Source organism: Streptomyces albiaxialis (assembly GCF_039530985.1).
Classification (GTDB): Bacteria; Actinomycetota; Actinomycetes; order Streptomycetales; family Streptomycetaceae; genus Streptomyces; species Streptomyces albiaxialis.
The window spans coordinates 645,641-664,736 of the sequence record NZ_BAAAPE010000013.1 but is presented as its reverse complement, the minus strand read 5'-3'; the positions used below and the strand labels follow the sequence as shown (position 1 = coordinate 664,736).

The window sequence follows — 19,096 nt, the reverse complement described above, 5'->3', positions numbered from 1 at the left end:
CCGCCGACGTACAAGGAGGCACCGTGCCGCATGTCCTGGTCCTCAACGCGTCGTACGAGCCGCTCGGCGTCGTACCGCTACGCCGCGCGCTCATTCTGGTCCTCAACGAGAAGGCGATCAGCCTGGAGGATTCCGGCGCCCTGATGCACAGCGCGACCCGCGTCATACCCGCTCCGAGCGTCGTCCGCCTCAAGCGCTTCGTGCGCGTGCCCTTTCGCGGAGCCGTTCCCCTCACCCGCCGCGCGCTCTTCGCCAGGGACGGCGGCAGGTGCGCGTACTGCGGTGGCGTCGCAACCAGCGTCGATCACGTCATTCCGCGCAGCCGCGGGGGACAGCACGCCTGGGAGAACGTCGTGGCGGCCTGCCGCCGCTGCAACCATGTGAAGGCGGACCGCCATGTCGCGGAGCTGGGCTGGCGGTTGCGCCACCAACCCGCGCCGCCCTCCGGACTGGCCTGGAGGATCATCGGCACGGGACACCGGGACCCGCGCTGGCTGCCCTACCTCCAGCCATACGGCGCGGACGACGACCTCGCCCGGATCGACGGCAGATCCACTGCCTGAGATCCGGGCGTTGTCGTTGTCCGGAGCGGCGCCGCCCCGCGAGGGGCCGGGGGCCGGGGCTCACGCCTAACGCCGCGCGTGCCTGCCCTTCTCGGGGCGGTCCGCGCGGTGGGCGTTCGCGCCGCGCCCGCCGTCGGTGCCGCGCGCGGAGCGCTCGTCCTCGTCCACCGCGTAGACCTCGATCGAGTAGAGCGAGTAGCCGAACTCCGTCGCGCGCGCGTCGCCCTGGATGCGCACGTAGCGGGTGTCCTCCGGCGCGTCCATGCGGACCGACTCCCGGCCGCCCCGCCCGTCCCGTACGGTCGCCGCCGTGCGCCACCGCCTGCCGTCGGGCGAGACCTGGACGCGGTACCGCTTCGCGTAGGCGTCCTGCCAGGTCAGCACGGTCCGCCCGACCCGGGCCGGCGCGGCCAGCCGGAGCTGCACCCACTCGCCGTCCCGCGCGGGCGAGGACCAGCGGGTCCCGCGCTTCCCGTCGTTGACCGCCGAGGCCGGGAAGTCCTTCGTCTCGTCCGCCGACGACCTGGCCGTCGCGCGGCGTGCGAGGTCGGGGCCCGAGGTGCGCGGGAAGGCCCGCACCGTGAGCGTGGCCCGCTCCCCGCCGAAGGAGACCGGGATCCGGTACGTGCCCGGCTTCACCGCGTCGTCCACCGCGATCCGCACCGGCACGTCCACCGTGCTGCCGCGGCGCACGGTGGTGCGCAGCGGGGTGCGCACGGTGAAGCCGCGGGGCGCGTCCGCCGTGACCCGTCCCCGCGCGTCGGACGGGCGGTGCCCCGTCAGGCGTACGTGCGTCCGGACGGCCCCGCCGCCGATGGCCGCGTCGACCGTCGGGCGGGGGAGCGTGAGCTGGGTCTCCGGGCCGTCCCCGTACCAGGGCGTGACCTCGTGGACCACGGGCGCGGCCGAGCGGTCCGACCACACCAGCCGCAGCGCGTCGGCGTGCGCGCCGCGCCCCCGGAGCTGGGTGAAGCCGCTGTCGGAGAGCGCCCCGAGGCGCTGCCAGCCCCGGCCCGGCACATGGGCCTCCACGCGCGCCCGGGTGCCCGAGTGCGGGCCCGTGCGCACGGTGACCGCGTCCAGCGGGCGCCGCGAGGGCAGCGTGACGGAGAGCGCGGACGGGGCGCGCCCGGCCCGGTCGGACGCGGTGTCCGCCCGCGCGGGCGGTACGAGCATGGGCGGGCTGTCCGGCGCGAAGTGGCGCGTGGCGGGCGCGCCCGCCGCCCGGTACGCCGTGGACGGGTCGCCGTCCGCCGCCGCCGACACGGGCGAGCCGGGCAGCGCGTCGGGGCCGCCCCGCACCGGGAGGGAGCGCCCGGCCGGGCGCTCCTTCTTCTCGTCCTTGGGGGCCTTGCCGTCCTGGGTGCCCTGGGCGCGGTCCTCCTCGTTCCGGGGCGCCTCCTGGCCCGTACGGGCGTCCGGGGCGCCCCGGGACGCGTCGGCGCGCGCGGACCCCTCCTCGCGCAGCGGCTTCCCCGGCTTCTTGCCCCGCTTCTTGTCGCCCGAGGAGAGCCCCGTCCACTCGTCCGAGGCGCGCAGGGCCTGGTCGGCGAAGTCGGCGAGGACGCCCTTGCCGACCGTGGCGTCGCTCTTGCGGCTCTCCTCCCGCAGCCGCCGCACGTCCATCTCGGCCGTCCACGCCCGCGCGCCGTCCCCGCGCGCCTGCGCGACCAGCATGTCCACGGAGCGCTCGCCCGCCTCGCCCAGGCGGCCCAACTCGCGCAGCCAGGGGCGCACTTCCCGGGCCAGGCCCGGCGGCACGTTCTCGCCCGCCGTGCGCATCGTGCCGAAGGCGGCCCGCAGCTTCCGCGCCGCGCGGTCCAGGCCGGGGCCCGCGCCGCCCTCGTACGCCGTCCAGAACGCGTCGGTCAGCGGGCGCAGATACGCGGACTCCTCGCCGCCGAGCAGCGACGACGCGTCGTTCCCCGCCAGCGCGTGGACGGCGGCCCGCGTCTCCGGGTCGGCCTGCCGTCCCCCGGCGGCCTCCTCGACGGCGGCGCGCCAGGAGGCCTCCGGACGGTACCCCTTGGGGTTCCAGGCGTAGTCGGCGGCGGTGAACAGCGGGATGCGGGAGGCCGTGGGCTGCTCCATCGCGTTGGTGAGCAGCGCGGCCGAGCCGGAGGCGACCGCCGGGTCGCGGCCCCGGTACGGGCCGAGGAAGAGGCGGTCCTGCGCGTAGTCGTTCACCGGGTAGTTGTCCAGGGTGACGAGCGGGTGCCGGGGGAACGCGGCGCGCGTGCGCGTCAGTTCGGACCCGGTGATGGTGCGCGGCACCACGCCCACCCCGCTCCAGGCGACCTGGACGCGGTCGTCGAGCGCGCCCGCGAGCGCCGCGCGGTAGTCCGTGCTGCCCTTCTGGTAGAACTCCGTCGGCACCACGGAGAGCGCCTCGGCGTCCGGATGCCGCTTCGCGAGATGCTCCGCCAGCGCGTTGGCCAGCTCCGCCTGCGCCTTGGCCGCCGCCTCGGGGCCCGAGCCGTAGGTGTCCGCGTCGTCGTCGCAGTGCCATTCGCTGTAGCTGACGTCCTCGAAGCGGACCTGGAACGCGCCGAAGCCCAGCGCCTTCATGGCGTCCACCTTGCGCAGCAGCGCCCTGCGGTCGTCACCGGAGGAGAAGCAGAAGCCCTGGCCGGGCGAGACGGCCCAGCCGAGCGTCACGTGGTTGCGCTTCGCGCGCTCGGCCAGCTCGCGGAAGTCGGCCCGCTGCGCCGCGGGGTAGGGGTCGCGCCAGCGCGCCGCGCCCCGGTACGGGTCGTCGCCCGGCGCGTACAGGAAGCGGTTCTGCTTGGTGCGCCCCAGGAAGTCGATCTGGGCCAGCCGGTCGCCGTGCGTCCACGGCTGCCCGTAGAAGCCCTCGGTGGTGCCGCGTACGGGCGCGGCGGGCCAGTCGCGTACGGCCACGCCGGGGAAGCCCCGGCCGCGGGCGTCGTCGGTGACGAGCTGACGGAGGGTCTGCGCGGCGTGGAACAGGCCGTCCTCGCCCGCCCCTTCGAGCGCCACGGTCTCCCGGTCGCCGTGCGTGCCCGTCGCCAGCCGGTAGCCGCCGGAGGGGAGATCGCCGCGTGCGGGGGCGGGCAGCGCCCGCAGCGCGCTCTGAGCGGACTCCGTGCCGACCCTGACGACCAGCCCGCGCCCGGGCAGCGGGCGCCCGGGGCGTATCTGGTGGACCCGGCGCACGCCCGCGTCGCGCAGCGCCCCGCGGACCACCTCCAGCGCCGCCGCGTCCGCCTCCTCGTCGGCGACGAGGACGGCCTCCCGCCCCGCCTCCACGAACGGCCCGCGCTCGCGCATCGACTGGGGGCGCGGCCACACGGGCGGCAGCCCCTGCTCGGAGCGGCCGTCGTCGTCGGGCGAGCCCGCGGCGGGCCCCTCGGGCTCCGGCGGCGGCGCCGCGTGCGCCGCGGGCGCCCCGCCGAGAAGCCCCCCGACGAACGCCGCCGTCACAGCCACCGCCCCGACCCGGCCCCACCGGGGCACCGATCCGGCACCGGGGCCGGGGGCCATGCCGATGCCGGTGGCGGCCATGCCGGTGCCCGACCCGGAACCCCGGCCGGACGCCGGCCGAGTGGCCGCCCCCGGAGCCGTGCCGGTGGCCGGGCCGAAGACGGGACCGGTGGCGGTACCGGGGGCCCGGCCGGTGGCCGGTTCGGAGGCCGTGCCGGGAGTCGGGCACGTGGGCGGGCCGGGCGGCGGGGGCGTGGTCGGTCCTGAGGCTGGGCCGGAGGGCCGGTCCGGGATCGTTCCCGGAGCGCCGTCGCCGCGCGCCGCTGTGCTCACCGCTTCCTCCCCTTGTCCGCTCCCCGCCTCCGGCACACCGGAGGTGTCGGCACGTCAGCACCCTAGGCGCGCGCGTCCCCCGTACGGCACCGCGGAGTGCCACAGGTGTGCCACAAACGGAACGGGCCCGGCCGGGCGGCGCGTACGAGCCCAGATTCTAGGAGCAGGGGCCCGTCCGCCGCGCGGGCCTTTCGGCCCCGCCGACGGGAGAGCGGCGGCGCAAATACTGGCGTCCAGAGCCCCGCGGGAGCGCCGTATCTCCGCCGCTCGGGCCCTTCCGTCGGCAAATCGCCTGCGGGAACGGACGTGACCTGGCCCACGTTCCTCCTTCAGACACGTCTGCGCGCGTGCCGACTGGGTAGGGCGATTCGTGTCCGGCCCTTCACACGTCAACGAACGGAGGCCCCCGTGGCCGCGTCCGCTGAACTCCTGATGTCCGCCCTCTCCCCGCTGCCCAGCCAGCGGGTCCACTCCAAACGGTCGCACGAGCCGGTAGCCCTGTCCGAGGTGTCCGTGCCCGACTCCGGACTCGACGGCTCGTGCTCCTGCGGCTGTGTCGAAGCCCCCCTGACCAGCGAGCCCCCACTCGCCGACGCCACCCCTCTGACCAGTGAGCCCCCGCTCGCCGAGGCCCCGCTGACCAGCGAGCCCTCCGGTGCCGCGTTCGGCACGGAGCCCTCGGACATCTGATGAGCCGCCTCGCGCGGCTCGCCGCCGCGCACGGGGTCTCCGTCTCCTACGAGCCCGCGCCCGGCCGTACGGTCGAGGTGCCCGAGGAGACGGTCGTCGCCGTGCTCGCGGCGCTCGGCGTGGACGCCTCCACGCCCCGCGCGGTCCGAGAGGCCCTGGAGCGGCACACGTGGGACAGCGGCGTCGGCGGCGTTCCGCTGCCTCCCACGGTCGTGCTGCGCGCGGGAGAGCCACGCGCCCGGGAGTCGCGGGAGCCACGTGCGCGAGAGTTACGCGCGGGCGAGTTACGCACCGGGCGGCGGGCACCGCCCCCGTCCCCGCCCCTGTTCGCCTCGCTCCCCGAGGGCACCGTCCTGCGCGTCGTCACCGAGGACGGCGCCGCCCTCGACTGGGGCCCCGGCACGGAGCTGCCGCTCGGCGTGCACACCCTGCGCGCGCACGTGCCCGACGGGCGTGCCGCGCATGCCACCCTGATCGTCGCCCCCGACCGGCTGCCCGTCCCGCGCGGGCGCGCCGCCGCGGGCCGCTCCCTCGGGCTGCTGGTGCAGCTCTATTCCCTGCTCTCCGCCCGCTCCTGGGGCATGGGCGACCTCGGCGACCTGGCCGAGCTGGCCTCCTGGGCCGGGCGCTCGCTCGGCGCCGACTTCGTGCAGCTCAATCCGCTGCACAGCGCCGTCCCCTCCACCGCCGGCAGGCCCACGGACCCCTCGCCCTACCGCCCCTCGTCGCGCTGCTTCCCCGACCCGGTGCACCTGCGGGTCGAGGCCGTGCCCGAGTACGCGTACCTGGACCGGGCAGACCGCGTACGGGCCGACGCGCTGCTGACCCGCGCCGCCGCGCTCCGTGAGGCCGTGCTGCGCAAGGACGCCCACATCGACCGCGACGCCGTCTGGGACCTCAAGCGCAAGGCGCTCGAACTCGTGCGCGGGGTCCCGCTCGGCCCCGGCCGCCGCGCCGCCTACTGCGACTTCCTCGCCGCGCGCGGCCAGGCGTTGGAGGACCACGCGACCTGGAACGTGTTCGCGGAGCTGCACGGCTCCGACTGGCGCTCCTGGCCCCCGGGCCTGGACGACCCGCGCTCCGCGCGTACGTCCCGCGCGCGGCGCGAGCAGATCGAGCGCGTCGACTTCCACTGCTGGCTCGCCTGGCTCACCGACACCCAGCTCGCCGAGGCCCAGCGCGCCGCGCGCGGCGCGGGGATGACGGTCGGGCTCGTGCACGACCTGGCGGTGGGCGTCGACCCGAGCGGCGCCGACGTATGGGCGCGGCGGGACGCGTTCGCCGAGGGCATCACGGTGGGTGCTCCGCCCGACGCGTTCAACGCGCGCGGCCAGGACTGGGGCCTGCCCCCGTGGAACCCGAAGGCGCTCGCCGCCTCGGGGTACGCGCCGTACCGCGAGGTGCTCGCTGGCCAGTTCCGGCACGCGGGCGCGCTGCGCGTCGACCATGTGATGGGCCACTCGCGGCTGTGGTGGGTCCCCGAGGGCCGCCCGCCGACCGAGGGCGCGTACGTCCGCTACGACACCGAGGCCATGCACGGCGTGCTCGCCCTGGAGGCGTACCGCGCGGGCGCCGCCGTCATCGGCGAGGACCTGGGCACCGTCGAGCCGGGCGTGCGCGAGGCCCTGGCGGAGCGGCGCGTGCTGGGGACCTCGGTGCTCTGGTTCGAGCGGGCGTACGGGGAGGAGACCGGCGCCACCGGAGGGGCGCGCGAGCCCCGCCCCCTCGCGCCGGAGGAGTGGCGTGCCGACTGTCTGGCCACGGCCACCACGCACGACCTGCCGAGCACGGCGGCCCGCCTGACCGGCGAGGACGTCGCCCTGCGCGAGCGCCTGGGCCTGCTGGACCGCCCGTCGGCCGCCGAGCGCGCCGCGGCCTCGGCCGAGCTGGAGACCTGGCTCTCGTTCCTCCGCCGCCTGGAGCTGCTCCCCGAGGGCGTCGGCGACGAGGAGGGCGAGGTCAGGGCCGTCTACCGGTTCCTGGCGCGCACGCCCGCGCGGATGGTCGGCGTCTGGCTGCCGGACGCGGTGGGCGACCGCCGCGCGCAGAACGTGCCGGGGACGACCGGCGCGGAGTACCCCAACTGGAAGCTGCCGTTGGCGGACGCGGAGGGGGCGCCGATGACGCTGGAGGCCTTCACCGCCTCGCCCCGCGCCCGTGACCTCTTCGCGGCGCTCCGGGAGGCGCTCGGCACCCGGTAAAGATGGGATCTCTCGCTGTTCACTCTCTTCCCAGGTGGCCTGACTTGCGCAACGATGCCGTGCGTCCCCGCGAGACATCCGACCAATATGGGAGGAGCCATGGCGAGAAACGCACGGCATCCCGGACGGCACCCCCGACTGCTGCTGGCGGTCGCCCTCGCCGCCGCCACCGCGCTGATCCCGCTCCAGGCGCACGCGCAGCAGAAGACCGGCTGCGACGAGCCCGTCAGACCCGCGTCCCAGATGCGGATCGAGGAGTGCGACACCCCGGAACGGGTGATCGAGAAGGCCGCCAACATCGTGCCGACCAAGGGCCAGTACGCCTGGCAGGGGCGCGAGGTCACCGCGTTCACGCACTTCGGCATGAACACCTTCACCAACCGCGAGTGGGGCTCGGGCGCCGAGGACCGGTCGCGGTTCGCGCCGAAGAACATCGACTTCGACCAGTGGATGCGCGCGTACAAGGCGGCGGGCGCCGAGCAGGTCATGCTCACCGCCAAGCACCACGACGGCTTCGCGCTCTGGCCGAGCCGCTACACCGAGCACTCCGTCAAGAACACGCCCTGGAAGAAGGACATCCTCGGCCCGTACGTGAAGGCCGCGCACAAGGCGGGCCTCAAGGTCGGCGTCTATCTCTCGCCCGCCGACGGCGCCGAACTCCCGCACGCCTGGCACAAGAAGTGGCTGGCGGAGATCGAGGCCAAGCAGGACGCGGGCGAGGAGCTGACGACGGTCGAGCGCACCGCGCTGGAGGACGGCGGCCCGCCCCGGGGTCACGGCCGGTACGGCAACGGCAGCGAGCCGCGGGAGCGCACCATCCCCACCCTCGTCCCCGGCGACGACCGGGCCGACGACGTGCGCAGCGGCAAGCTCCCCAGCTTCAAGGTCAAGGTCAACGACTACGACGCGTACTACCTCAACCAGGTCTACGAGGTCATGACCGAGTACGGCCCCGTCGACGAGCTGTGGCTCGACGGCGCCAACCCCTGGCGCGACGCCGGGATCACCCAGAAGTACGGGCACGCCGAGTGGTTCGGGTTCTTCGAGAAGCTCGCCCCCGACACCCCGGTCTTCGGCGGGCCGCAGGGCGTGCGCTGGGTCGGCAACGAGAAGGGCGTCGCACGCGAGAGCGAGTGGAGCGTCACCCCGCACACCGTCGACCCGTGGACCACCCACGCGCCGCTGCCCAACGACTCCACGGACCCCGACATCGGCTCCCGCGAGAAGATCCTCGACCCGTCCGTGAAGTACCTCCAGTGGTACCCGGCCGAGGCCGACGTCTCCAACCGCCCCGGCTGGTACCACCACCCCGAGCAGAAGCCCAAGACGGCCGCCGAACTGCTCTCCCTCTACGAGAAGAGCGTCGGCCGCAACGCCTCGCTGCTGCTCAACGTGCCGCCCGCGAAGAACGGCCGTATCGACGACGCCGACATGGCCGAGCTGACGGCCTTCGGGAAGTCCGTGCGCGGAATCTACGGCACCGACCTGCGCAAGCGCGGCCCCGGCCCGTACACGTTCGACCGGGTCGGCGTCAGCGAGGACATCCGTAAGGGGCAGCGCGTCGAGAAGTTCGCCGTCGAGGCCAGAACGGGCGGCACCTGGAAGGAGATCGCCCACGGCACGACCGTCGGTCACCGGCGCATCCTCGCGCTGGACGCGCCCGTGACGGCGGACGCCGTGCGGGTGAAGGTCCAGGAGAGCCGTGCGAAGCCCCGGCTGCGGCCCGTGACCCTGCACCTCAGCACGGCGGCCGGGCGGTAGCGCACGCCCAGCGGCCACCCCGGCGCGCGGGTCGTTCACCCGTCCGATATGTTGACCCTGTGAGCAACAAGGTCAACAAGAACGCCCTGCGCGCCGGAACGGTCACCGCCGGCGCGACGCTGATGATGCTGCTGTCGTCCCCCGCCTTCGCGCTCACCCGCGACGACGGCGACGACCCGGGCCCCGGCCTCAGCATCATGGAGACCCTCGGTCTCTACGTCGCCGCGCCCGTCGTGCTCTTCCTGGTGATCGCCGGTCTCGTCATGGCCGGTGACAAGTCGCGCAAGAAGAGCAGCTAGCCGACGACTTGAGCACAGGGCTGTCCTGATTCACCGACAGCCCTGTCACAGGCGTGGCCACGGGGCCGCCGCGGGGGAATCGCGGAAGCATGACGCACCACAACGCTCCGCTCTCGCCCCGCCCCCTGAGCCACCTCTCCGACGCCAACCCCAGCGTGATGACCGTCCGCGCGCTGTACGAGCACGGCGTCACCGCCGCCACCGCGCACGAGCGCTGCGGCCCGGGCGGGCCCTGGCAGATGCTGCTCCCCGGCGTCTGCGTGCTCCACCGCTCCGTCCCCACCAGCGAGGAACGGCTCCGTGCGGCGCTGCTGTACGGCGCGGGCGAGCGCGTCCCCTCGCAGGGCGGCCGCCGACCGCCGTCCGGCACCCCCGAGCCCTGCGACGCGATGATCACGGGCCTCGCCGCGCTGGCCCTGCACCACTTCGCCGCCGCGCCCTCGCTGCGCGCGCTCGACCGCATCGACGTGCTCGTCCCGCGCGGCCGCCGCCCCCGCTCCGCCGGATGGGCCCGCATCGTCCGGGGGCACGGCCTCCCCGAGCCCGTGGAGATCACCGGGCTGCCCGTGGCGCCCGTGCCGCGCGCCCTGGCCGACGCGGTCTCCGTCGTCACGGACGCGGTGGCCGTGCGCCGCCTGCTGACCGAGTCGGTGCGGGGCGGGCACTGCGAGGCGCAGTCCGTCGTGCGCGAGCTGACCCGGGCGCGGCTGCTCGGCCGGCCGCACGTCGTGGACGCCGTCGAGGCGCTGCTCGCCGAGGGCCGCGCGCTCTCCGAGGGGCTGCTGTACGACATGATCGTCCGGTACGGGCTGCCCGACCCCTGCTGGAACGTCGAGCTGCGGCTGCCGGGCGGCCCCTGGCTGGGCTCCGTGGACGCGTTCTGGCCCGACCACGCGGTGGCCGTGGAGCTGGACACCCGCGCCCCGCGCGCGGCCGAGGAGGGCGAGTACGACGGTGCCGCGTGGTCGGAGCACGCGCGCAAGCGGGAGAACCTGGAGCGGCTCGGCATCACCGTCGTCCACGTCACCCCGAGAAAGCTGCGGGACGCCCTGGAACAGCAGGCCGCCGTCGTCCGAACCGCCCTGATGACCTCGGCCGAACGCGGCCCGTCCGCGGCGGTGACGGTGCTTCCGCGTTAGCCGTTGCGCCGTGAGCCGAGCAGAGGGTGCCCCTTCCCGTGCGTCGCGGACTGCGCGACCAGCCACGACGCAGCGGGGCAGCCCGCGACGCACGGCAAGGGGCAGCCCGTGCCCGGGGAAGCTCTCCGGGCACCCGGAGAAGGGGCTAGTCGCAGAATTCGGCCTCGACCAGGTCCCTCGTACCGGCGGACCAGTCGGCGTTGACGTTGAACGCCGCGGCGTGTGTGCCGTCCTCCGTGGCGAAGACGGCCGAGCGCGAGCCGTGGATGGCCCCCTCGTGGCCCCAGACCGTGATGCCGCAGGAGAGCGCCCGCGAGGTCAGCCCGAGCCCGTAGCGGTCGGCCTGCCCGGCGGGCACGGTGTCCTTCATCTCGTCGAGCTGCCGCGGCGGCAGCAGCTCGCCCTTCAGCAACCCCCGTACGTAGCGCGTCAGGTCGCGGGTGGAGGAGATCATCTCGCCGGAGGCCCCGGCGAGCGAGGGGTTGAGCGCCGTCACGTCGTACGCCCGGGGGCGGGGGCCGTGGCCGGTCAGCCGCGAGTACGCGCGCCCGTGCGGGCCCGGCACGCGCGCCGAGGTGCCGGGCAGCGAGGTGTCGCGCAGCCCCAGGGGGCGGAGGACGCGGCGCTCGATCTCCCGCGCGTACGGACGGCCCGTCACGCGCTCGACGATCATCCCGGCGAGGACGTAGTTGGTGTTGGAGTAGCTCCAGCCGTCGCCCGGCGCGAAGAGGCGGGGGCGCTGGAGCGCGGCCGTGGCCAGCGCGCGGGGCGTGTGCGTGCGCGTACGCCCGGAGAGGAAGCCGGTGCCGAAGTTCCGGGCGCGGAACGCCGGGACGGTCGTGTAGTCCGCGATGCCGCTGGTGTGGCCGAGGAGATGACGGATCGTGAGCACGTGTGCCTGGTCGCCGAAGGCCGTGCCGTACGGGCCCAGCGGCAGGCCGTCCAGCCACCGGCCCACCGGGTCGTCCAGCCGCACCCGGCCCTCGGCTTCGAGCTGGAGCAGCACGGTCGCGACGAACGGCTTGGTGAGGCTGCCGATGCGGAAGCGGTCCTGCGGCAGCCGCGCGCGATGGGTGCGCAGGTCGGCGACGCCGGCCGTGCCCGTCCACCGTCCCGCGCCGTCGTCCGCCTCGCCCAGCACGCCGGGCACGCCGTCGCGTTCGACCGCGGCGCGCATCGCCTCGTGAGCGCGGGCGTGGCCGCCGTCGGCCGCCGAGGAGGCGGTGACGGACAGCGCGAGCACGCTGACGAAGGCGACGAGAGCGGTGAGCGCGGGGCGGAACAGCGGCATCGACCGCCACCTTAGTGATCAGTACGACTCGTGCGCCACACGGCGGCGATCACCAGGGCGCACCCGGCGAACTGGGTCACCGTGGGCCGTTCGCCCACGAAGGCGACGCCGAGGAAGAGGGCCACGACCGGCTGGAGGAGCAGCAGCGCGGCGCTCGTCACGGGCGCCAGCCGGGCCAGCGCGGGGCCGATGAGGATCAGCGCCAGCACCTGTCCGAAGAGCGCCATCACCGCGAGCCAGCCCAACGGCCCCCAGCCCGGCGTGAGGTCGACGCCCGTCCACAGCGAGCCCAGCAGCCCCGAGGTGATCCCGGCGGCGAGCGTCGAGACGCACACGGGGTGGACGACGTGGCTCTGTCCGGCGCCGAGCCGGGTCAGGAAGAGGTACCCGGCGAAGGCGACGCCCGCCGTCGCGCCGTAGGCCACGCCGGAGACCGGGTCGCTGCCCGGCTCGGGGTGGCCGATCGCGCCCGAGGCGAGGGCGACGCCCAGCAGCATCACGGGCAGCGTGCGCCAGTAGCGCGCGCCGGGGCGCGTACGGGAGAAGACGAGCGCCAGCAGCGGGAAGACGGCGACCTGGAGGTTGAGCAGCACGGTGGCGATCGAGGAGCCGACGTCGCGGATGCTGGCGACCCAGAAGACGAAGTCGATGCCGAGCAGGGCCCCGGCGGCGAAGTCCAGCGCCTGGAACCGCAGCGGGCGCGGCCCGTACCGCCGCCGCTCCGCGAGCGCGAACGGGAGCAGCGCGACCAGGGCGAGGGCGCAGCGCAGGAACGCCGCCGTGCCCGCGTTCACCCCGGAGAGCTTCACGAACATCGCCGAGGCCGAGATGCAGACCGAGCCCGTCACGGCGAGCAGCACGGGGCTGCGGTCCGCCAGGGGGACGGGTGCGGGGGTGGGCTTCCGTGTCTGCTTCCCGATCTCCTCCGTGGCCATGCCAACCACTGTGCCGCCTGGGACTCACAAGCAAAAGCAATGATTCATGTCCAATACTCATTAGCATTGCTTGTGTGTTCAGTCTCGACCGGCTCCGTGCCCTCGACGCCGTCGCCACCCACGGCTCCCTCGCGCGCGCCGCGCGCGCCCTGCACATCACGCCCTCCGGCGTCTCCCAGCAGCTCGCCAAGCTGGAGCGCGAGGCCGGGCACACCCTGCTGGAGCCGCACGGCAGGGGCGTGCGGCTCACCCACGCGGGCCGCGTCCTCGCCGGGCACGCGGCGCGGGTCGTCGCGCAGCTCTCGGACGCCGAGTCCGACCTCGCCGACCTGGGCGACGAGATCCTCGGCCCGCTCCGCCTCGGCGGCGTCGGCAGCTCCCTGCGGGCCCTGCTGCCCGATGTGCTGGAGGCCCTCACCGAGGCCCACCCCCGGCTCGTCCCGACCGTGGTCGACGGGGAGGCCGTCGACATGGTGCCCCGCCTCCTCGCGGGCGAGCTGGACCTCGTGCTCGTCGAGAGCTGGGACAGCCGCCCGATGCCGCTGCCCGAGGGGCTGGCCGTACGGACGCTCGTCGTGGAGGACGTCGACGTGGCGCTCTCCGCGCGGCATCCGCTCGCCGACCGGGCGAGCATCGGCCTGGCCGAGCTGGAGGGCGAGGTCTGGACGGCCTGTCCGGCGGGCACCGAGCCGTACGAGGCCCTGGTGCAGGCCCTGCGGGCGCACGGGCTGGAGCCGGACGTGCGCTATCCCGTCACCGAGTACGCCACCCAGCTCGCCTTCGTCGCCCGCGACTTGACGCTCGCGCTCGTGCCGAGGATGGCGCAGCGCCCGTGCCCGCCGGGCGTACGGTTCGTGCCCGTACGCCCGGGGCTCCGGCGCGAGGTCCGCGCGGCGTGGCGTGCCGCTCGGGACAGTCCTTCGGTACGGGCCTGTCTTGAGCTGCTCGCCCCTCAACCCGGCTAAGGGGCTGCCCCTTGCCGTGCGTTGCCGGGCGCGACCGCGCCGTGGCCGCTCGCGCAGTTCCCCGCGCCCCTTCGGGGCGCTATGGCTTCCGGAGGAGGAGTTCGACGTTCCTGTCCTCCGGGGTCCCGGCCAGGTCCGTTCGCGCTCCCGGGGCGTTGAACGACAGTTCCCGGTACAGAGACGCGAGGCCTGTCTGGGAGAGGTCCGTGAAGTCCGTGCGGGAAGGTGCCGCCGACTCGATCAGGGTCGTCAGGAGGGAGAGCGTGCCGTCTCCGTTGTCGACCAGCTCGACCGTGCGGGCGAGCTGGGGGAAGTCGATGTGGGACGCGGTGCTGATCTCCCACAGGGAGCCGTGCGGGGTGATCCGGTTGCGGTGGCTGTGGCCGTTGATCCACGCCACCACGTGCGGGGTGTCCTTCAGCAGGGACAGGAGCTTGTCGCCGCCCTCGGGGGTGGTCGTGCTGGTGTGGTGGCTGAAGACGAGCGCGTAGCTGTCGCGGTGCCGGGCGAGCTGCCGCTCCAGCCAGCGCAGTTGGCGGTCCGAGACGTGGCCCTCGTAGTGCCCGTCCCTGCGGGTGGTGTCGAGGCTGAAGCCCATCACGTCGTCGGAGACCCGGAACGCGTAGTGGAGCTGTCCCCGGTCGAGGTGGTTCTCCGTGTAGCCGTGGCCCCGCGGCCCCTTGCCGCGCCAGCGGGGGTCGCGCAGCGCCCGTACGTACGCCTCCGGCGTGACCGGCGCGCGGCCGGGGTCCGGGGTGACCGAGCGCATCCGGCGCCGCTGGGAGCGCAGCAGCTCGGCGAAGTGCTCGCCCTTGGGGTCGAGCCCCTTGCGCACCGCCTTCCACATCCGCGCCCCCTCGGCCTCGGGGAGGTCCAGCAGCTTCCTGCCGCCCACCGCGAACTCGGCGAGGAAGCGGTTCGCCGAGGCGTAGCAGCCGCCCGGCAGCGCGTCGTGGTTGCCCACGGTCGCGTACCAGGGCAGCGCGAGCCCCGGGCTCGTCACCCCGCGCAGCGCGGCCCGCAGGAAGCCCTCTATTCGCGGGAAGCCGCGCTCCTTGTCGGCGTCCCGCAGCGCCGAGTCCGGCTGCCAGTACGTGCGCAGGCCGCTGTCCTGCACGCCCTCGTACGCCCGCGCGTCGCCCGTGTTCGGGGTGATCCGGCCGCCGCTCATGGCCGTGAGGAACCACTCCAGCTCGGCCCGCGAGTTGTTGTCCGTGTTGTCGCCGGTGGTGATCACGAAGGAGAGCGGCATCCCCGTCGCGGGGCCGCCCGCCAGCGCGTTGACCCGCTCGACGAGCGAGACCGCGCCCGCCACCGACAGCGCCTCCTGCGGGCGCCAGGCGCTCGCGGTCTGCGCGCGCAGATACTCGTAGCGCAGCGGATGCTGCACGTCCACCAGGTGCAGGTCCGTGAACTGCACGAACCCGGCCAGCGGGGTGCGCCGGTCGGCCCGGCGCGCGCCCGCGCGCGCCAGCTCGGTGCGCACGACCCGCTTCCACGGCGCCCCGGCGGCAAGCCGGCGGTACGGGCCCTCGCCCGTCGGCACCGAGACGGCCGAGAGCGTGGTCCCGCCGCGCGGCGGCCCGGCGGCGGCCGGGGGCGCGGAGGGGGCGGCGGGCTCCGCCGCGTACGCGTGGGTGGTGCGGGGCGTGCCCGCGTGCCCGTTCCCCCGCGGCGCGGGGCCCGGGGGAGTGTCGAAGAGATCGAGGGTCCCGCCGAGGGCGACGGCGGCTGCTGTCGTCCCCGCGGCGGCGAGGACGGTACGGCGGTCGGGTCCAGAGTGCATGCGCTCTCCTGGTGTCTCCCGGTCTCCGGTCTCCCGGCGCTGGTCGGGAGGGTGGAACCCCTCCCTCCAGGAGGTTTGGCAGCGCGGGTGACCCTGGCCTGAACGGCTCAGGAACGGTGGCCGCCGGGCAGCACAACCCGGGGATGGAAGGATGGGCGGGGACGCTGGAACCGGCCAGCACCGACGAGAGCCGCGAGAGTGGGGAGATCACCAAAGTGCCTGGCACGAATCTGACGCGCGAAGAGGCCCAGGAGCGGGCACGGCTGCTCAGCGTGGACTCGTACGAGATCCAGCTCGACCTGAGCGGGGCGCAGGAGGGCGGCACCTTCCGCTCCGTGACCACGGTGGTCTTCGACTCCGCCGAGGCCGGCGCGGCCACCTTCATCGACCTGGTCGCCCCGGCGGTCCACGAGATCGTCCTGAACGGCGAGCGGCGCGACCCGGCGAGCGTCTTCGCGGACTCCCGCATCGCCCTCGACGGCCTGGCGGCGGGCCGTAACGAGCTGCTGGTCGTCGCCGACTGCGCGTACACCAACACGGGCGAGGGCCTGCACCGCTTCGTCGACCCGGTCGACCAGCAGGCGTACCTCTACACCCAGTTCGAGGTCCCGGACGCGCGCCGCGTCTTCGCGAGCTTCGAGCAGCCCGACCTGAAGGCGACCTTCCGCTTCACCGTGACCGCGCCCGAGGGCTGGACGGTCATCTCGAACTCCCCGACGCCCGAGCCGCGGGACAACGAGTGGAGCTTCGCCCCGACGCCCCGCATCTCCACCTACATCACGGCCCTGGTCGCGGGTCCGTACCACGCGGTGCACAGCTCCTGGGAGGGCGACGGCCGCAGCGTGCCGCTCGCGATCTACTGCCGCCCCTCGCTCGCGGAGTACCTCGACGCCGACGCGATCTTCGAGGTCACCCGGCAGGGCTTCGACTGGTTCCAGGAGAAGTTCGACTACCCGTACCCCTTCGAGAAGTACGACCAGCTCTTCGTCCCCGAGTTCAACGCGGGCGCGATGGAGAACGCGGGCGCGGTCACCATCCGCGACCAGTACGTCTTCCGCTCGAAGGTCACCGACGCGGCCTACGAGGCGCGGGCCGAGACCATCCTGCACGAGCTGGCCCACATGTGGTTCGGCGACCTGGTCACCATGGAGTGGTGGAACGACCTGTGGCTGAACGAGTCGTTCGCCACCTACACCTCCATCGCCTGCCAGGCCTACGCCCCCGGCAGCCGCTGGCCCGACGCCTTCACCAGCTTCGCCAACCAGATGAAGACCTGGGCCTACCGCCAGGACCAGCTCCCCTCCACGCACCCGATCATGGCGGACATCCGCGACCTGGACGACGTGCTGGTCAACTTCGACGGCATCACCTACGCCAAGGGCGCCTCCGTCCTCAAGCAGCTCGTCGCCTACGTCGGCATGGACGAGTTCTTCCAGGGCGTCCGCGCCTACTTCAAGCGCCACGAGTGGGGCAACACCCGCCTCTCCGACCTCCTCGGCGCCCTGGAGGAGACCTCGGGCCGCGACCTGAAGACCTGGTCCAAGGCGTGGCTGGAGACCGCGGGCATCAACGTCCTGCGGCCCGAGATCACCACCGCCGACGACGGCACGCTCACCTCCTTCGCCATCCGCCAGGAGGCCCCGGCCCTCCCCGCGGGCGCCACCGGGCAGCCCACGCTGCGCCCGCACCGCCTCGCCGTCGGCTTCTACGACCTCGACGGGAACGGCAAGCTCGTCCGTACGGACCGGATCGAGCTGGACGTCGACGGCGAGCTGACCGAGGTGCCGGTCCCCGCGGGCCGCAAGCGCCCGGACGTGGTGCTGCTCAACGACGGCGACCTCACCTACGCCAAGGTCCGCCTCGACGCCGAGTCCCTCGCCGTCGTCACGCGGCACCTGGGCGACTTCGCCGACTCGCTGCCCCGCGCCCTGTGCTGGGCCTCCGCCTGGGACATGACCCGGGACGCCGAGATGCCCGCGCGCGACTACCTCGACCTGGTGCTCTCGGGCGTCGGCAAGGAGTCCGACATCGGCGTCGTCCAGTCCCTCCAGCGGCAGGTCAAGCTCGCCCTCGACCTGTACGCGGCGCCCGCGTGGCGCGAGACGGGCCTCGCCCGCTGGGCCGACGCCACCCTGGAGCAGCTCCGCGCCGCCGAGCCCGGCAGTGACCACCAGCTCGCCTGGGCCCGCGCCCTCGCGTCCGCCGCCCGTACGGACGCGCAGCTCGACCTGCTGGCCGGGCTGCTCGACGGCAGCGAGACGATCGAGGGCCTCGCCGTCGACACCGACCTGCGCTGGGCCCTGCTCGGGCGGCTCGCCGCCACGGGCCGCGCGGACGAGCCGGAGATCGCCGCCGAGCTGGAGCGCGACGCGACCTCCGCGGGCGAGCGGCACGCGGCCTCGGCCCGCGCCGCGCGCCCGACCGCCGAGGCCAAGGCCGAGGCGTGGGCCGCGGCCGTCGAGAGCGACACCCTGCCCAACGCGGTGCAGGAGGCCGTCATCGGCGGCTTCATCCAGACCGACCAGCGCGACCTGCTCGCTCCGTACACGGAGAAGTACTTCGCGGTCGTCAAGGACATCTGGGAGAAGCGCAGCCACGAGATGGCGCAGCAGATCGCCCTCGGCTTCTACCCGGCGCTCCAGGTCTCGCAGGACACCCTCGACGCCACCGACGCCTGGCTGGCCTCCGCCGAGCCGGGCGCCGCGCTGCGCCGCCTGGTGACCGAGTCCCGCGCGGGCGTTGAGCGGGCGCTCAACGCCCAGAAGGCGGACGAGGCCGCCGCCCGCTGAGTTCCCGCGTCCGGGCCCGCGCCGCCCGGACGCGCATCGGCCCCCCGGGTTCGCGTCCGGGGGGCCGACGTGCGGGAAGGCGGTGTGCGGGCGCTGCCTACTTGCCGAACGCCACCTTGTCGAAGGCGACGTTCGCCACGCCGTTCGCCCAGAGCTGCTCGACCTGAGCGCTCTCCTCGGCGTTCGGCTTGTCATTGGTGCACGACGGGCCGGGGCCGCCGCCGGACATCAGCTCCTCGCACGGACCCTCGTAGTGGTCAGGCAGGCCGAGCACGTGGCCGGTCTCGTGCGCGACGACGCGGTTGGAGTCGTACTCCTCGTTCTGCGCGTAGTCGAGGAAGATGTAGCCGTTCCCGTGGCCGTCCGTCGAGGCGTAGGAGCCACGCGGGTCGTTGCCCTCGCGGTAGTCGAACGTGCCGCCGCTGCCCTCCTTGAGCTGGACGTTCTTCACCGCCGAGTTCCAGACGGACGTGCTGTTGGCTATCTGGCTCTTGAACTTCGGGGCGCTGCTGGCGTCGTACGTGACGGTGACTTCCTGGATGCCCGGCTTCGCCGCCTGCTTCTTCAGGGCGTCCTTGACGACCGCCTTGAAGAACTCCTCGTTGGCCTTCTGGCTCTCGCCGGTGTAGCCCTGGACCGTCGCCTTCTCCGCGGCACCCTGGGTGGCGTCCGCCGAGGTCGCCGAGGCGGGCACGGCGCCCAGGCCCAGGCCCACGGCCATTCCGAGGCCGACAGTCGCCGACAGAGCCGTCTTGCGGTATCTCATGGGGGGTCTCCCTCTCGTGCGGGGCCGGCGTCCGCGATGTGGGGGTGGTGCGGGTGGGGGGCGGTGCCGGTCCCTCCGGATGGAATCCTGCTGACGGAGAGTCTGTGCGAGGGCGGACGCCGCCGGGATGATGC

At 74.4% G+C, this 19,096-nt stretch carries 13 protein-coding genes; 8 read left to right on the top strand and 5 right to left on the bottom strand.

Translation table 11 applies throughout. The features are described from left to right. Positions 1-23: 23 nt before the first annotated feature. Positions 24-563, top strand: a complete 540-nt coding sequence (locus tag ABD343_RS26595) for an HNH endonuclease (RefSeq protein ID WP_344531857.1) — start codon at positions 24-26, stop codon at positions 561-563. Positions 564-629: 66 nt separating this feature from the next. On the opposite strand, the gene ABD343_RS26590 is transcribed toward ABD343_RS26595, so the two are convergent. Further along, positions 630-4,088, bottom strand: coding sequence for a beta-N-acetylglucosaminidase domain-containing protein (locus ABD343_RS26590; RefSeq protein WP_425578274.1), 3,459 nt, complete (start codon positions 4,086-4,088; stop codon positions 630-632). Positions 4,089-4,748: 660 nt separating this feature from the next. Between ABD343_RS26590 and ABD343_RS26585 the strand changes: the two genes are divergently transcribed. The 5 genes from ABD343_RS26585 (at position 4,749) to ABD343_RS26565 (ending at position 10,430) form a co-directional block, all read left to right on the top strand. Next, positions 4,749-5,030 carry a hypothetical protein gene (locus tag ABD343_RS26585; RefSeq protein ID WP_344531856.1) on the top strand — a complete coding sequence of 94 codons (282 nt, stop codon included), beginning with the start codon at positions 4,749-4,751 and terminating at the stop codon, positions 5,028-5,030. Then, positions 5,030-7,231 carry a 4-alpha-glucanotransferase gene (gene malQ, locus ABD343_RS26580; protein ID WP_344531855.1) on the top strand — a complete coding sequence of 734 codons (2,202 nt, stop codon included), beginning with the start codon at positions 5,030-5,032 and terminating at the stop codon, positions 7,229-7,231. Before ABD343_RS26585 ends, malQ begins: the two co-directional genes overlap by 1 nt. 99 nt (positions 7,232-7,330) lie before the next feature. After that, positions 7,331-8,992, top strand: a complete 1,662-nt coding sequence (locus tag ABD343_RS26575; protein ID WP_344531854.1) for an alpha-L-fucosidase — start codon at positions 7,331-7,333, stop codon at positions 8,990-8,992. A 59-nt stretch (positions 8,993-9,051) separates the two neighbouring features. Next, positions 9,052-9,291 (top strand): hypothetical protein, encoded by a 240-nt coding sequence (locus ABD343_RS26570; protein WP_344531853.1) that lies wholly within the window; start codon positions 9,052-9,054, stop codon positions 9,289-9,291. A gap of 89 nt (positions 9,292-9,380) precedes the next feature. After that, on the top strand, positions 9,381-10,430 hold the full coding sequence (locus tag ABD343_RS26565) for a hypothetical protein (protein ID WP_344531852.1): 1,050 nt from the start codon (positions 9,381-9,383) through the stop codon (positions 10,428-10,430). Between the two features lie 145 nt (positions 10,431-10,575). Here ABD343_RS26565 and ABD343_RS26560 read toward each other — a convergent pair whose 3' ends face one another. Both ABD343_RS26560 and ABD343_RS26555 read right to left on the bottom strand, forming a co-directional pair. Beyond that, positions 10,576-11,721, bottom strand: coding sequence for a serine hydrolase domain-containing protein (locus ABD343_RS26560; protein WP_344531851.1), 1,146 nt, complete (start codon positions 11,719-11,721; stop codon positions 10,576-10,578). Between the two features lie 11 nt (positions 11,722-11,732). Then, on the bottom strand, positions 11,733-12,656 hold the full coding sequence (locus tag ABD343_RS26555; RefSeq protein ID WP_344531850.1) for a DMT family transporter: 924 nt from the start codon (positions 12,654-12,656) through the stop codon (positions 11,733-11,735). Positions 12,657-12,730: 74 nt separating this feature from the next. Between ABD343_RS26555 and ABD343_RS26550 the strand changes: the two genes are divergently transcribed. Further along, on the top strand, positions 12,731-13,621 hold the full coding sequence (locus tag ABD343_RS26550; protein ID WP_344531849.1) for a LysR family transcriptional regulator: 891 nt from the start codon (positions 12,731-12,733) through the stop codon (positions 13,619-13,621). A gap of 79 nt (positions 13,622-13,700) precedes the next feature. Here ABD343_RS26550 and ABD343_RS26545 read toward each other — a convergent pair whose 3' ends face one another. After that, positions 13,701-15,407, bottom strand: coding sequence for a TIGR03767 family metallophosphoesterase (locus ABD343_RS26545; protein WP_344531848.1), 1,707 nt, complete (start codon positions 15,405-15,407; stop codon positions 13,701-13,703). A gap of 215 nt (positions 15,408-15,622) precedes the next feature. On the opposite strand from ABD343_RS26545, the gene pepN reads away from it, so the two are divergent. Then, entirely contained in the window at positions 15,623-18,196 is a 2,574-nt protein-coding gene (gene pepN / locus ABD343_RS26540; RefSeq protein WP_344531847.1) for an aminopeptidase N, read from the top strand. A gap of 97 nt (positions 18,197-18,293) precedes the next feature. On the opposite strand, the gene snpA is transcribed toward pepN, so the two are convergent. After that, on the bottom strand, positions 18,294-18,962 hold the full coding sequence (gene snpA, locus ABD343_RS26535; protein ID WP_344531846.1) for a snapalysin: 669 nt from the start codon (positions 18,960-18,962) through the stop codon (positions 18,294-18,296). Positions 18,963-19,096 lie beyond the last annotated feature (134 nt).